The following is a 14,490-nucleotide window of genomic DNA, read 5'->3' on the forward strand; positions in this document are numbered from 1 at the left end:
CCGTGGCGCGCGTCCCGCCGGACGGGCCGGGGACGGCGAGCGCGGGTCGCTCTCCGGGACGAACGGCTCCGGATCGCCAGGGTGCCGTACGTGATGAGCGTCCAGCACGATCCGGTCCACGGAGCTCCGGGTGCGCAGCGCGTCGGCGTGCAGCGTCGTCCGTCCCGTCCGTGCCGGGGCGCCCGCAACCGCCGCGCCCCTCGAACGCCGCGGCGGAGCCCGGAAGGTCTCTCAGGACGTCGTGCGGGAAGCTTGAAGGAGATACGGGGGACGCGGGGGACGTGTCCGCCCGCACCGGCGGCCTGCGGGCCGTGGTGACGGAGTGTGTCTCCGGAACACGTGACTGACTCCGGGGTGGCCCGGCTCAGTGAGCCGTCAGCGGGGGCCGGACCGGTTCCGTTTCACGCGCCGTCCCCGTTCGCGCAGACTCGTACGGTGTCCAGTGCGGGGTCGGCCGGATCGGGCAGGTTCATGCCCGCGTCGAGCCCGGTACGGAGATAGCGCAGCACGGGCTCGGTCAGCTGCTCGCCGGGCAGTACCACGGGGATGCCCGGAGGATACGGCGTGACCATCTCGGCGGCGATCCGTCCGGCGGCCTGCTCGACCGGCACGTCCTCGGTGGCCGAGAAGTAGGCGTCGCGCGGCAGACGCGCCTGCTCCATCCGGAGTCGGTCCGGTGACGGAACTGCCGTCCTCGGCCCCCGTGGCAGGCCGGACGCCCGGCGGCCGAGGTCACGCAACGCGCTCAGGAGACGCTCCGTGGTGCCGGCGTCGTCGGCATGGGTGAGCTGGGTGCTGATTCGGCGGTGATCCATCAGATGCGCGTCGATACGGTGGTGCTCGCGCAGCCAGTCGGCCGCGCGGTATCCGGAGATGCCGAGCCCTTCGATGTCGATGACGACCGGCAGCGGATCGAACCCGAACCCGGCACCCGGCCCACAGAAGTCGGCACGGTCGTTGACGTGCATTCCGTCGATCGACTCGATCTCCTCTCGCACGGAAGCGGCGAGATCGAGTGTGCGGGACATCAGCGCGTGACCGTCCGTCATCATCTGACGCCGCCAGCCGTCCAGGCCGGCGAACAGCAGCACCGAGGGACTCGTCGTGCCCAGCAGGTCCGCCCGTGATGCCAGCGTGTCGTGGTCGACCAGCTCGCCCTGAAGATGGAACACGGACCCCTGTTCCAGTCCGCTGCCCATCTTGTGGACGCTGGTGACGCACACGTCGGCCCCGGCGTCCATCGCCCATGCCGGCAGATCCGGGTGGAAGGGGAGATGCGCTCCCCAGGCCTCGTCGACGACGAGCGGGCGGGAGTGGCGATGACACGCGTCGGCGATGGCTCGCAGATCCGCCGACACCCCGTACGGCGTGGGGCTGGTGACCAGGGCTCCCTTCGCGTCGGGGTGTTCCGCGAAGCCCTGTTCGAAGGCGTCCGCCGACGGAGGGTGGGCGAGATGGCGTTCCGTGTCCCATTGGGGGTTGATCCACACCGGCCTGATACCGGACAGGATCAGGCCGGAGATGACGGACTTGTGTGCGTCGCGTCCCACCAGGAGCTTCTCGCCGTGCGCGGCGACGCTCAGCATCGCTGCCTTGACCGACAGCGAACTGCCGCACGTGGAGAAGAAGGTGTGGTCGGCGTGGACGGCGTCGGCCATGAGGTCCTCGGCCCGCTGCAGCACGGCCGACTTCATCCGCCGGTCGTCGAGTCCGCCACTGGCGAGGAGGTCACCGAAGAAGACGGCGTCACCGAGCAGGGCCCTGACCTCCGGTGCCGCGCCCCGGGCCTGCTTGTGCCCCGGGGGCGAGAATCCGAGTTCGTCCCGCTGCCGATAGGCGGCCAGGGCATCGAGAACAGGCGCTTCCTCATGGTTGATCCGCATTCGAGTCGCCTTCCCGCTGCGCGACCGGGCCAATCACGCGGGTCGGGGAGGAGGGCGTCGGCGGAAAGGCAGGTCAACTGATTCCGGTTAAATCCGGATCTGAGGGGAAACCTCCGCGCAGGGCGCATGACCGGAACGCGCCCGAGAACGTACGACCCGGGAGGTGCGGAGGACGCATGGGAAGGCAAGTCGAACTCGTCCGCGCGCTGGCCATGAGGGCCAGGGCCGCCAAGCTCAAGTCGGACGGCGCCGCGCTCGGCGACGAAAGTCTCAAGGAGGAGGGCCGGCGGAGGGAAGCCGTGGCGCGGAGCGTGCTGGCCGGCGCCAGGTCCGCCCGGCGCACGGCCGCCCGCTGACTTCGCGAGCCCGCGACGGCGTCACGAGCGCGCACGCGACGCGGGCGCCCGCGTGCGTGAGTTCTGCCGCGCGCGTCGCGTTCCGGCCCGGCCGGTGGAGATGCGCCGCTCACTGACGGCAGAGGCGGTGGAGATCCGCCGCTCACTGACGGCAGAGGCAGAACGGATGCCCGGCTGGGTCCGCGAAGACCCGGAAACCGCGCTCGCCGCCCCGGTCGTCGAGATCCAGTGGCTCAGCGCCCAGCGCGAGCACCTCGCGCTGGGCTCGGTCCATGTCCGTCACGTGGAAGTCGAGATGTTCCTGCTGGGAGTTGAAGTCACCCCGGGGCCATTCGGGTGGACGGTGGTCAGGGGCGAGCTGGAAGGCGATGCGGGCCCCGCCCGGGACGTAGAGGTCGTACCAGTTCTCGGCTCCCCGCTTCACCTCACCGCCCAGAATCCCCTGGTAGAAGGCGGCCAGCGCCTCGGGGTCGGGGCAATCGACGGCGACCAGGCAATACGTGGCGACAGTCATGGTGTCCCTCGGTTCCTGTCTGCTTCTACGGCGTTCATGCCTCGGGTTCCACGGGCTCGAGGGGAGAAACGTGCCTCGGCCACCTCGTTCCGGCGAGGATGTTTCACTCTCCAAAACAGGGAAAACCATTCCGTATGGTGCAATTCGGATACACGATGATGACCGAACAGTCGGGACCGCGTGCGCTCGTCGACGACGTGGTGGCGGCCGAGGAGGCCGGCTTCGACTTCTCCGTGACCTCCGACCACTATTTCCCGTGGCTGGCTGAGCAAGGACACGCCCCCTACGCGTGGAGCGTGCTGGGCGCGGCCGCGCAGGCCACCTCCCGCATCCCGCTGATGACCTACGTGACCTGCCCGACGACTCGCTACCACCCGGCGGTCGTGGCGCAGAAGGCCGCGACGATGCAGCTGCTGTCCGACGGGCGGTTCCGGCTCGGGCTGGGATCCGGCGAGAACCTCAACGAGCATGTGGTCGGCGCAGGGTGGCCGTCGGCGCATGTGCGGCTGGAGATGCTCGAAGAAGCGGTGGAGATCATCCAAGCGCTGTTCGACGGCGGATACGTCAGCCACCACGGCACCCACTTCGACGTGGAGAACGCCAGGCTGTGGGACGTACCGGAGGTGCGCGTGCCCATCGGTGTCGCGGTCTCCGGGGACCGGTCCTGTGCGCTCGCGGGCCGGCTGGCGGACCTCGTCATCGCCACGGAGCCCCGACAGGAGCTGCTCACCGGGTTCGACCGGCATGGCGGCGGTGGGAAGCCACGCGTCGGCCAGCTGCCGGTCTGCTACGACCGGGACCGGGACGCGGCGGTCAGCCGTGCGCACGACCAGTTCCGCTGGTCCGTGGGCGGCTGGAAGGTGAACTCCGAACTGCCGGGCCCCGCAGCGTTCGACCAGGCCACCCAGCATGTGCGTCGCGAGGACATGGCGCGCTCGGTCCCCTGCGGGGACGACGTCGAGGAGTTCGTCGAAGCGGTACGCGCCTTCATCGATGCCGGGTTCACCGAGATCGCACTCGTGCAGATCGGCGGTGAGCACCAGCAGTCCTTCATCCGATGGGCACGCGAAGAGCTGCTGCCCGCCCTTCGGGCCGTTGGCTGAAAAGCAATTGGCTGAAAAGGGGCCGCACGGCCGGTCACGGCCCTGCGGCCCACGGGGGGCCCTGCGGCCCACGGGCGATGCCCGGAGGTTCAGCGGCTGACCGCTTTGCGGAGCTGCTCCTTGTTCATCGTCGAGCGGCCCTCGATGTTCTTCCTCTTGGCCTCTTCGTACAACTGGTCCCTGGTACGGCCCTGGGCGCCCTGGTGCGAGCGCTCCCCGCCGCGCTGGGAAGCCGACTTGGGGTCCTGTGTGGACGTTCTGCTCGATGTCTTCGACTCACCCGAGCGGGCGCGTTCCTTGTTGACGGTGCGCGCGGCGATCTCCTTCGCGCGCTTCTCGGATTCGCCGCGGTCCTTGGCGCTCTCCTTCACGTGCTCGTACTGACGCTCTCGCTTGCGGCTGGATCCTGCCGGCATGGCGCTCTCCTCCTGGTAGTCGTCGGTTTCCCTGTCCAGTGGCACACGGTCCGCACCGGCAAGCAGATGCGGCGTCGCCGTACACCGGGTAGCCACTGGCCCACGTCCGAAACATGGCACCGCCGCCCGGCGAACGCCCATCGGGCCGTGCGCTCGGGTGACCCCGGGCGCACGGCCCGTACAGGAGGAACCGGATGCGCGCGAAGGCCCGCTCGCACCCGGACGAGTAGAATGAGGGGCCGGCCGGCGGCCCGGCATACGAGCCGGTGCGCGGTGACGAACAGCGACACGCGGTGGATGACGCCGGCCGAGCCGCACCACCGTGTGAGATCCGCGGGAGGTGCCTCATGCCCCGGTCGGCGAAAGCCGAACGTCTGCTGGAGGAACACGGGCGTACGTACGCCGAGGAAGCCGGAATCCGGCTCCGGAACACCCCCTCCCCGCTGTACCGGCTGCTGACGCTCTGTGTGTTGCTCTCGGTGCGCATCAAGGCCGACATCGCGGTGTCCGCGGCCCGGGAACTGTCCGCGGCGGGGATGCGCACACCGCGCGCGATGGCGGAAGCCTCCTGGCAGGACCGCGTGGACGCCCTGGGCCGCGCGCACTACCGCCGTTACGACGAGAGCACGGCCACCGCCCTCGGGGACGGGGCGCGACTGCTCCTGGACCGGTACCGCGGAGATCTGCGGCGGCTGCGCGAGGAGGCGGACGGGGATCCGGAGCGGATACGCGGGCTGCTACGGGAGTTCCCCCGGATCGGGCCCGTGGGCGCGGACATCTTCAGCCGGGAGGCACAGGGCGTGTGGCCCGAGCTGCGCCCGGCGTTCGACACCCGGGCCCGTCACGCCGCCGCCGCGCTGCACCTGCCGAAGACGCCCGAAGGGCTGGCCGGCCTCGTCACCGGCGACGACCTGCCGAGGCTGGCGGCCGCCCTGGTCCGCGTCGAGCTGGCCAAGTGAGCCGACGGACGGACAGGAGGGCGGACCCGTGGCGCGCGTGCTGACCGAGGGTGCGGACATCGTCGTACGACTGTCGTGGTGGGAGAAGGCGGCGGCCCGCCACCGGGACGTGCGGGTGCCCGTGTCCGCTCTGCGCCACGTGTACGTCGAGCCCGACTGGTGGCGGGCGTTGCGCGGTGAACGCGAGAGCGGCACCTGCGTGCCCGGCAGACTGTGCGCGGGCATCCGGAAACATCGCGAAGGCCAGGACTTCACACTGGTGCGGTCGGGCGGCCCGGTGCTGTGCGTGGAACTGCACCGCAGCTCACCGCTCAGCAGACTGGCGGTCTCGGTGCCCGACGCCGAGGAGACGCGGCGCAAGCTCTCCCCGCCGGGCGCGTGAGACGGCCCGTGAGGCGGCGGGTGGGCCCTCCGGCCCCGCTCCGGCCGGCACACCAACGCCCCCGCCCCGTGCGAAGAGCGTGGCGGGCTCCCGGAGGAGTACCGCCACGGCTCCGCTCGCGGCAGGCGCGGTCCGTGCCGGGGGTCGCGTGACCCCGTGGGTCAGGGGCGGCTGGTCAGGTATCCGCCCATCGAGGTGAAGTACTCCGTCGCGGGCATCTCCCGGCCGTCCTCGGTGCGCACGCGTGTCACGGCCAGGCCGTGGTTGCGGCCGGTGCGGGCGTCCGCGCCGGCGACGATCACCACGCCCTCACCCTCGCGGTAGAAGATGCGGCCGGGTGTTCCGCCGTAGCGGCCCTGGGACACCACAGCGGCAAGGATCTCCAGGCGCTTGCCCCGGTGGAAGGCGTAGGCGCTGGGGTACGGCTCGGACTGGGCGCGCACCAGGCGTTCGAGGTCCTGCGCCGGCCAGGACCAGTCGACGCGGATGTCCTCGGCTGAGCGCTTGTGGAAGAAGCTGGCCAGGGAACGGTCCTGGGGGGTGAACTCCGTCTGCCCGCCCGCGATGAGGTCGAGCGCGCCGGTGGTGACCGGGGCGATGAGGCCGACGGTCTTGTGGAAGAGGTCGGTCGCGGTGTCCGCCGGTCCGACCGGGACCGCCTCCTGCCGGACGATGTCGCCGGCGTCGAGCTCGTCGTTCATCATGTGCGCGGTGACGCCCACTTCGCGCTCGCCGTTGATCAGGGCCCAGATCAGCGGCGAGAAGCCGGCGTACTTCGGCAGCAGCGAGTCGTGGATGTTCAGGGTGCCGCGGCGGGGGAGGGCGAAGACGCGCGGGGGGATCCAGGTCCGCCAGTTGTTGGCCACGATGATGTCCGGCTCTGCCTCCTTGAGGCGCTCGAACAGTTCCTCGTCGTCCGGGCGGCTGCGGATCAGCACCGGAACGCCGTGCTCCTCGGCGAGGTCCGCGACGGAGTCGCTCCAGATCTTCTCGTACGCGTGGTCGCTCTTGGGGTGGGTCACGACCAGCACCACGTCGTGCTCGGAGTCCAGGAGGGCTTGCAGGGTGCGGTGCCCCCAGGTCTGGTAACCGAACATGACGACCCGCATGGGGGTTCCTCCTCAGTGTGGGAATGGAGCGACAGCAGTAAAGCAAGCCTTACCTAATCTGGCAATGGGCGGGTGCGGTGGGTGAGTTGACCGGCCCCGGCGGTCTCGATTGGCCGGTTTCGCTCTATCGACAGCTTCACAGGATTAGCTTAGGCTCACCTAAGTTCCACCGGGTCGCTCCCTCGGCGTGCCCGTCTATCGCACGTTCCCCACACCTGACAGGCGGCTTCCCCGCACGATGGGAGTGACATGTCACAGGTTCGTCCTGGCGACGCACCACCGGTCCACGACCTCATTGGCATCGGCTTCGGGCCGTCCAACGTGGCCATGGCCATCGCGATCAGCGAGCACAACGCAAGGGGCGGAGCCTCGGAGGCGTTCAGCGCTCACTTCTTCGAGCAGCAGCCGCGGTTCGGCTGGCACCGCGGCATGCTCATCGACGACGCGACCATGCAGGTCTCCTTCCTCAAGGACCTGGTGACGCTCCGGAACCCGTCCAGTGAGTTCAGCTTTCTCTGCTATCTGCAGAGCAAGGGGCGCCTGATCGACTTCATCAACCACAAGAACCTCTTCCCGCTGCGGGTGGAGTTCCACGACTACTTCGAGTGGGCCGCCGCGCAGGTCGGCAGCATGGTCTCCTACGACCACGAGGTCGTCGGCGTCACGCCGGTCCTCGTCGACGGTGTCGTGGAATACATGGATGTCACGGTCCGGTCGGGCGAGGGGCTCACGGTGCACCGGGCCCGCAACCTCGTCATCGGTACCGGGCTGCGTCCCCTCGTACCGGAGGGCGTGGAGCGCGGCGAACGCGTCTGGCACAACTCCGAACTGCTGGCGAAGGTCGACACGTTGGAGGGCACCTCGCCCTCACGGTTCGTGGTCGTCGGTGCCGGGCAGAGCGCCGCGGAGAACGTCGCCTACCTGCACCGGCGCTTCCCCGGGGCCGAGGTCTGCGCGGTCTTCTCCCGCTACGGCTACAGCCCCGCCGACGACAGCAGTTTCGCCAACAAGATCTTCGACCCCGGCGCGGTCGACGAGTACTTCGACGCGCCCGAGGGCGTCAAGCGCAGACTCATGGACTACCACGGCAACACCAACTACTCCGTGGTGGACATCGATCTGATCGATGACCTCTACCGCCAGATGTACCAGGAGAAGGTGCTCGGCGCCGAGCGGCTCCGCTTCCTCAACGTGTCGCGCCTCGAAGAGGTCAAGGAGACGCCGGACCATGTCCGCGCCACCGTACGGTCCCTCGTCACGGGCGAGGAGACGCTCCTGGACGCCGACGTGGTGGTGCTCGCCACCGGTTACAGCCCCGCCGACCCGGCCGGACTGCTGGGCGACCTGGCGGACCGCTGCCTGCGCGACGACCAGGGCCGGCTCCGCGTCGAGCGCGACTACCGCATCGCGACGGACTCCGGCCTGCGCTGCGGCATCTACCTCCAGGGCGGCACCGAGCACACGCACGGCATCACGTCGGCTCTGCTGTCCAACACCGCGATACGGGTCGGAGAGATCCTGGACTCGCTGCTGGTCCGCTGCGCCGAACCGGTCGCCGGCGCCACCGGCTAGGCCGTGTGGTGAAGGTCCCGCCTGCCCGGCGACGCCTGGCACGCACACTCGCGGCGTTGCGGAAACGCGCTGGGCCGTTCACCGAGGTCCGGACCGCGGTGCCTCCAAGTGGATCAAAGGAATAACGTACGCCGACATGAGCACGACTGCAGTGGAGCGCCCCGCGTCCAGGGGCACGACGACGGCCCGCCGGCGGCGGGCCGTGGGGCTGGGCACGCTCCTGGTGATCCTCGTGGTCGCGGGAGCGGTGTCCCTGGCCGTGGGTGCGCGGGCGTTGAGCCCCGCCGAGGTGTGGCACGGGCTGTTCGCGGCGCCGGAATCCGACCAGCGGCTCACCGAGATCCGGCTCATCGTGCAGACCGTGCGGGTGCCCCGGACGGTGCTCGCCGTGGTGGCGGGCATCGCCCTGGGCGTCGGCGGCTCGCTGATCCAGGGCTACACGCGCAACCCGATCGCGGACACCGGCCTGCTGGGTGTGAACGCGGGCGCCTCGTTCGCGGTGGTGTCCGTCATCGCCGTCTTCGGGCTCACCGATCCGTTCCAGTACGTCTGGTTCGCCTTCCTCGGGGCGGCGCTCGCGGGTGTCGTCGTGTTCGGGCTGGCGAGCATCGGCAGGGGAGCGGGCAATCCGCTGACGCTGGCCCTGGCCGGTCAGGGGATCACCGTGTTCCTCGCGGCCATGACGACCGCGGTCGCGCTGTCGGACGAGAAGTCGCTGAACGCGCTGCGGTTCTGGAACGCGGGTTCCGTGGCCGGCGTCGGCTTCGAAGTCATCTGGCCGGTCACGGGGTTCATCGCGGCCGGGCTGGTGCTGGCGCTCACCGTGCTGCCCTCCCTCAACCTGCTGAACCTGGGCGACGACGTGGCCCGGGGACTGGGCGTGAACATCGCGCTGAGCCGGACGGCCGGCATTCTCGCCATCACGCTGCTGGCCGGCGCGGCGACGGCGGCGTGCGGCCCCATCGCCTTCCTCGGGCTCATGGTCGCTCATGTGGCCCGCTATCTGACCGGACCGGACTACCGCTGGCTGGTGCCGTACGCCGGTCTCCTCGGCGCGGTGGTCCTGCTGGTCTGCGACATCGTGGGCCGGCTGGTGGTGCGGCCGGGCGAGTTGGACGCGGGCATCGTCGTCGCCCTGCTCGGCGCCCCGTTCTTCGCGGGTCTGGTCTGGCGCGGAAAGTTCAGGAGCGCATGAACGTGACAGAGACGAAGACTTCGCCGGCGCCGGTGCCAGGTGTGCGGGTCGGCCGGATGTCGTTCGTATGGCGGCCCTGGCTCGTGCTGGTGACGCTGCTCCTCGCGGCCGCGTGCTTCCTCGTGTTCTGCCTCTCCATCAGCGTCGGGGACTTCCCCATCGGGCTCTCCCGGGTGATCGCCACGCTCCTGGGCCGGGGCGAGCAGGTCGACGAGTTCGTGGTCATGGACCTGCGGATGCCGCGGGCCATGGCCGGACTCGTCGTGGGAATCGCGCTCGGGGTGTCCGGGGCGATCACCCAGTCCGTGGCGCGAAATCCGCTGGCCAGCCCGGACGTTCTCGGCATCACCGGGGGCGCGGGCATGGTCGCGGTGTTCCTGGTGACGGCGTCGGGCGGGACCGCCGCGGCGGTCGTCGGCTCCGTGGGCCTCTCGGCGGCGGCGCTCGCCGGCGGCCTCGGGGCCGGGCTGCTGGTGTACTTCCTCGCGTGGCGGCGGGGGATCGACGGCTTCCGGCTCATCCTCATCGGTATCTCGGTGAGCGCCATGACGGAGGCGGTCTCGACCTGGCTGCTGGTCTCGGCGGACATCAGGGATGTGGCGCGGGCCCAGGCGTGGCTCGTCGGATCGCTGGACAACCGGTCGTGGGACGAGGTCCGGGTGGCACTGTGGTGCTCGCTGGTCCTGCTGGCCGTCGTGGCCTGCGTCGCGTTCCAGTTCAAGCCGATGCACCTCGGCGACGAGGTCGCCGCGGGCCTGGGCGTTCGGTTCACGAGGGTGCGGGCCATTCTCCTGCTGTGCGCGGTTCTGCTGGCCGCGGTCGCGGTGAGTGCGGCCGGTCCGGTCCCGTTCGTCGCGCTGGTGGCGCCGCAGGTGGCGATGCGTCTGGCGAGGTGCCCGACACCGCCGATGGTGGCCTCGGGGCTGACCGGTGCGCTGCTGCTGACGGGATCCGACCTGGTGGCGCGCTCGGCGCTGCCGATCGGCCTCCCGGTCGGGGTGGTCACCGCCGCGATCGGCGGACCCTTCCTGGTGTATCTGCTGGTACGGGCGAATCTCAGATAGATGAAAGACGAGTCGGACTACCCGGAGAATGGGGGGCCTGTGGCCGTTCACCACACCACCACCGAGGTCGAGTCGGTGGGCACGGACGCCGCCCGGCTGGCGGCCAGAGGCATCACGGTCGGGTACGGCGGGCGGACCGTCATCGACGAGCTGGACGTCGCGATCCCACCGGGCGTGATCACCACGATCATCGGCCCCAACGGCTGTGGGAAATCCACGCTGTTGCGCACGTTGACCCGCCTGCTCAAGCCCGTCAAGGGCGCGGTCGTCCTGGACGGGGAGGACATCGCCGGGCTCAGGACCAGGGATGTGGCGAAGAAGCTCGGCCTGCTGCCGCAGGCCCCCGTCGCTCCCGAAGGGCTGACGGTGGCCGACCTGGTCGCCCGCGGCCGGCATCCGCACCAGAGCTGGCTGCGGCAGTGGTCGTCGGACGACGCCGATGTGGTGGCGTCCGCGCTGGCCATGACCGGGGTGTCCGAACTGGCGGACCGTCCCGTCGACTCGCTGTCGGGCGGTCAGCGCCAGCGCGTCTGGATATCGATGGCACTGGCCCAGGGCACCGATCTGCTGTTGCTGGACGAGCCGACCACCTACCTGGACCTGGCGCACGCCATCGATGTGCTCGATCTGGTCGACGACCTGCACGAGTCGGGACGCACCGTGGTCATGGTGCTGCACGACCTCAACCTGGCCACCCGCTACAGCGACAACCTCGTCGTGATGCGCGAAGGCGCGATTCTGGCGCAGGGCCATCCCCGCGATGTGATCACCGCCGGGCTGCTGGAGGAGGCGTTCGGTCTGCGGGCCATGGTGATCGACGATCCGGTCGGCGACCGGCCGCTCATCGTGCCGATCGGCCGGACGCATGTATCGCTCAACTAGGTTTTGAGCAAAGGAAATACAAAGGTTAGGCTAGGCTAACCTCACCCCATAGGGCTAAGGTTTGGCTGCCCTTACACGGGGCCCATTGGACAGTGCGAAAGCAAGGGAATCCGGATGCTCCTCCACAGAACGATGCTCACCAAGCCCTGGCAGCGGCTGGCGGCGACGGTCTCCGCCGCCGCCCTCGGCATCGGCCTCCTGGCGGGATGCGGCTCCGACTCGAAGGACGAGACGGACAAGGCGGGCGACAAGGCCCCGGCCGCAGCAGGTGCGTTCCCGGTCACCGTGGAGCACGCGTTCGGATCCACCGAGATCAAGAAGGCGCCCGAGCGGGTCGTCTCGGTCGGCTACACGGACGACCAGACCATCCTGGCGTTCGGCATCAAGCCGGTCGGCATGGTGGACCAGTACCCGAACCCGGCCGGCAAGTCCCCCGACATCAACACCCAGTGGCCCTGGGTGAAGGACAAGTGGGGCGACGCCCGCCCCGAGGTCATCATGAAGAACGGTGACGCGGGCCCCAACTACGAGAAGATCGCCGCCCTTCGGCCCGACCTGATCATCGCGGTCTACTCGGAGGTCGACCAGGCCGCGTACGACAAGCTCTCCAAGATCGCCCCCACGGTGGGCCGCACCAAGGCGGAGAAGGAGCCCTTCAGCGCGCCCTGGCAGGACAACGCGCTCCACATCGCCAAGGCGCTCGGCAAGGAGGCCGAGGGTGCCACGATGGTGAAGGGCGTTCAGGCGCAGCTCGACGCGGCCGCCAAGGCCCACCCGGAGTTCGCGAACCAGACCGGTGTCGCCCTGTCCTGGTACGAGAAGTCCGTGGCGCCGTTCACTACCACCGACGTACGCGGACGCCTGGTGACGGGCATCGGCTACAAGGGCGCGACGGAGATCGACAAGATCGCGGGCGGAAAGTTCTACACCGTGCTCTCGCCCGAGCGCATGGACCTCGTCGACGTCGACCGCATCTTCGTCATCAACGACAAGGCCGACCAGGAAGCCCTGAAGAAGTCCGAGCTGTTCAGCAACCTGAAGGCGGTCAAGGACGGCCGGGTGTCGTACCTGCTGGACAGCGAGGGTCCGGCGGTCGGCGCGGCCATCTCCCAGGGCACGCTGCTGTCGATGCCGTACGCGATCGACGAGCTCGTGAAGTCGGCCGAGCAGTGACGTCGTCCGGCTCCCACGGCCTGACCGCCCCGGTCCGCGTGTGAGCACCACCGGCACCCGCGCCGTCCCGGCAACGCTGCGCACGGCCACCGGAGGCGAGGCGAGGCGGTGGATCGCCGCGCACTGCCGCGAGGTTCCGTGGCTGACCTCGGCCACCGTGSTSASCACGGTGGCCGGGGCCGCGCTCCAGGTGCTCCCGGTGCTGCTGCTCGGTCAGGTGGTCGACGGGGTGGTCGACGGCGAGCCCCGGTCCCTCCTCGTCCGGATCGGCGTGCTGATGGCCGCCGCCGCGCTTCTCGGAGCGGCGGCCACCGCGGCGTCGACGTACCTCATCGGGCGGCTCGGCGCGGATCTGCTGGCCCGGCTGCGTGAACGCGCCGTCCGGGCGGTGCTGGGGATGCCCAGCGCCCGGATCGAGCAGGTCGGCCGGGGAGACGTGCTCTCCCGGGTGGGTGACGACGTGGCCGTGCTGTCCCGGGGCATCCGGTCCGCCGTGCCCACGGTGTTCTCGGCGGGCGTGCTCGTCGCCATCGCGACGGCCGGCATGTTCGGTCTCGACTGGCGGCTCGGTCTGGCGGGCGCCGGTGCGCTCCCCGCGTACGCCCTGGCCCTGCGCTGGTACCTGCCCCGGTCCGCACCGCTCTACCGGAAGCAGCGTGCCGCTCAGGCCGACCGGGCCCAGGCGCTGATCAGTGGTCTGAACGGCATCGACACGGTACGGGCGTACCGCCTGGAAGGCGCGTTCCGCGAGAAGGTCACGGCCGAGTCGTGGCGGGTGCGCGAGTACGGCATCGAGGTGTTCCGGTTCTTCGGCCGCTTCGTCGGCCGGGAGAACCGTGCCGAGTTCATCGGACTCGTCCTGATCCTCCTGGTCGGGTACGCCCTGCTGGAGGGCGGCGCCGCCACCCTCGGCGAAGTCTCGGCCGCCCCGCTGATGTTCCACCGGCTGTTCACGCCGCTCGGCGCCATCATGTTCACGTTCGACGAGGCACAGAAGTCGGGCGCGAGCCTGACCCGGCTGGTCGGGGTGCTGGGCGAGGACGCGCAGGACCGCCTGGTGGGCGACTCCACCGTGGCGCCGGCGGACGCCGCTCCGTACCGGGTGACGGTGGAGGGGCTGACGTTCAGCTATCCCGACGCCGAGGACCCGGTCCTGAGGGACGTCAGCCTGACGATTCCGGCCGGCGGTTCACTCGCGCTGGTCGGGGCGACGGGCGCGGGCAAGTCGACCCTCGCCGCGCTGATCGCGGGCATCGGGAGCCCGCAGTCCGGCTCGGTGCGGATCGGGCCGAACGATCTCGCGGATCTCGACGAGGCCGGTGCCAGGGCCCTGGTGAGCATCCTGACGCAGGAGACGCACGTGTTCTCCGGTCCTCTCGGCGACGATCTGCGGCTTGCCGCGCCGGAGGCCACCGATGCGGAGTTGACGGACGCGCTGCGGACGGTCGGTGCGGGTGTGTGGGCCGAAGCGCTGCCGGACGGGCTGCGGACCGTGGTCGGCGAGGGCGGCGAGCGCCTCGACGTCACCAAGGTCGCGCAGATCGCCCTGGCCCGGCTGGTGCTGGCCGGTTCGCCGGTGGTGGTGCTGGACGAGTCGACGGCGGAGGCCGGGAGCGAGGGCGCTGCCGAGCTGGAACGCGGCGTGCTCGCCGCGTGTGCCGGCCGGACCACGCTGTTCGTGGCGCACCGGCTGACCCAGGCGACGGCCGCGGACCGGATCGCCGTGCTGGACGCAGGCCGGGTGGTGGAGCAGGGGACCCACGAGGAGCTGGTGGCCCTGGGCGGCCGGTACGCGCGACTGTGGCGGGCCTGGCGCGAAGGTAGTTAGGTGAACCTTACTTAGGCTAGGCTAAGTTGGAAACCTCGTCGGATGGGAAGCGGA

The 14,490-nt window shown here is 70.2% G+C and carries 14 protein-coding genes; 10 read left to right on the forward strand and 4 right to left on the reverse strand.

The window, feature by feature from the left end; genetic code table 11:
• Nucleotides 1–401: 401 nt before the first annotated feature.
• Nucleotides 402–1,883 (reverse strand): aminotransferase class I/II-fold pyridoxal phosphate-dependent enzyme, encoded by a 1,482-nt coding sequence (locus tag EAO72_RS12295; RefSeq protein ID WP_148017326.1) that lies wholly within the window; start codon nt 1,881–1,883, stop codon nt 402–404.
• 176 nt (nt 1,884–2,059) lie between these two features.
• Between EAO72_RS12295 and EAO72_RS12300 the strand changes: the two genes are divergently transcribed.
• Nucleotides 2,060–2,239 (forward strand): hypothetical protein, encoded by a 180-nt coding sequence (locus tag EAO72_RS12300; RefSeq protein ID WP_148017327.1) that lies wholly within the window; start codon nt 2,060–2,062, stop codon nt 2,237–2,239.
• Between the two features lie 142 nt (nt 2,240–2,381).
• Here the strand turns inward: EAO72_RS12300 and EAO72_RS12305 are convergent, their stop codons facing one another.
• Nucleotides 2,382–2,753, reverse strand: coding sequence for a VOC family protein (locus EAO72_RS12305; RefSeq protein WP_148017328.1), 372 nt, complete (start codon nt 2,751–2,753; stop codon nt 2,382–2,384).
• 134 nt (nt 2,754–2,887) lie between these two features.
• On the opposite strand from EAO72_RS12305, the gene EAO72_RS12310 reads away from it, so the two are divergent.
• The gene (locus EAO72_RS12310) at nt 2,888–3,856 is read left to right on the forward strand and encodes an LLM class F420-dependent oxidoreductase (RefSeq protein WP_148017329.1); all 969 of its coding nucleotides are present in this window, start codon (nt 2,888–2,890) and stop codon (nt 3,854–3,856) included.
• 89 nt (nt 3,857–3,945) lie between these two features.
• On the opposite strand, the gene EAO72_RS12315 is transcribed toward EAO72_RS12310, so the two are convergent.
• Complete coding sequence (locus EAO72_RS12315; protein WP_148017330.1) at nt 3,946–4,272, reverse strand: plasmid stabilization protein; 327 nt, start codon at nt 4,270–4,272, stop codon at nt 3,946–3,948.
• 347 nt (nt 4,273–4,619) lie between these two features.
• On the opposite strand from EAO72_RS12315, the gene EAO72_RS12320 reads away from it, so the two are divergent.
• The gene (locus tag EAO72_RS12320) at nt 4,620–5,231 is read left to right on the forward strand and encodes an endonuclease (protein WP_148017331.1); all 612 of its coding nucleotides are present in this window, start codon (nt 4,620–4,622) and stop codon (nt 5,229–5,231) included.
• 28 nt (nt 5,232–5,259) lie between these two features.
• Nucleotides 5,260–5,613, forward strand: coding sequence for a hypothetical protein (locus tag EAO72_RS12325; protein WP_148017332.1), 354 nt, complete (start codon nt 5,260–5,262; stop codon nt 5,611–5,613).
• 161 nt (nt 5,614–5,774) lie between these two features.
• On the opposite strand, the gene EAO72_RS12330 is transcribed toward EAO72_RS12325, so the two are convergent.
• Nucleotides 5,775–6,722, reverse strand: coding sequence for a methionyl-tRNA formyltransferase (locus tag EAO72_RS12330; RefSeq protein ID WP_148017333.1), 948 nt, complete (start codon nt 6,720–6,722; stop codon nt 5,775–5,777).
• A 249-nt stretch (nt 6,723–6,971) separates the two neighbouring features.
• Between EAO72_RS12330 and EAO72_RS12335 the strand changes: the two genes are divergently transcribed.
• The 6 genes from EAO72_RS12335 (at nt 6,972) to EAO72_RS12360 (ending at nt 14,436) form a co-directional block, all read left to right on the forward strand.
• Nucleotides 6,972–8,294: a lysine N(6)-hydroxylase/L-ornithine N(5)-oxygenase family protein gene (locus EAO72_RS12335; protein WP_148017334.1), complete on the forward strand. Its 1,323-nt coding sequence runs from the start codon at nt 6,972–6,974 to the stop codon at nt 8,292–8,294.
• A 136-nt stretch (nt 8,295–8,430) separates the two neighbouring features.
• Nucleotides 8,431–9,489 (forward strand): FecCD family ABC transporter permease, encoded by a 1,059-nt coding sequence (locus EAO72_RS12340; protein ID WP_148017335.1) that lies wholly within the window; start codon nt 8,431–8,433, stop codon nt 9,487–9,489.
• Complete coding sequence (locus tag EAO72_RS12345; protein WP_148017336.1) at nt 9,486–10,553, forward strand: FecCD family ABC transporter permease; 1,068 nt, start codon at nt 9,486–9,488, stop codon at nt 10,551–10,553. The genes EAO72_RS12340 and EAO72_RS12345 overlap by 4 nt, the downstream gene beginning before the upstream one ends.
• Before the next feature lie 39 nt (nt 10,554–10,592).
• Entirely contained in the window at nt 10,593–11,435 is an 843-nt protein-coding gene (locus EAO72_RS12350; RefSeq protein ID WP_148017337.1) for an ABC transporter ATP-binding protein, read from the forward strand.
• Nucleotides 11,436–11,549: 114 nt separating this feature from the next.
• Nucleotides 11,550–12,608, forward strand: a complete 1,059-nt coding sequence (locus EAO72_RS12355) for an iron-siderophore ABC transporter substrate-binding protein (protein WP_148017338.1) — start codon at nt 11,550–11,552, stop codon at nt 12,606–12,608.
• A gap of 40 nt (nt 12,609–12,648) precedes the next feature.
• The gene (locus EAO72_RS12360; RefSeq protein ID WP_148017339.1) at nt 12,649–14,436 is read left to right on the forward strand and encodes an ABC transporter ATP-binding protein; all 1,788 of its coding nucleotides are present in this window, start codon (nt 12,649–12,651) and stop codon (nt 14,434–14,436) included.
• The last annotated feature ends 54 nt before the right edge of the window (nt 14,437–14,490 follow it).

Origin of the sequence: Streptomyces sp. OR43, from assembly GCF_008042275.1 — a bacterium.
Classification (GTDB): domain Bacteria; phylum Actinomycetota; class Actinomycetes; order Streptomycetales; family Streptomycetaceae; genus Streptomyces.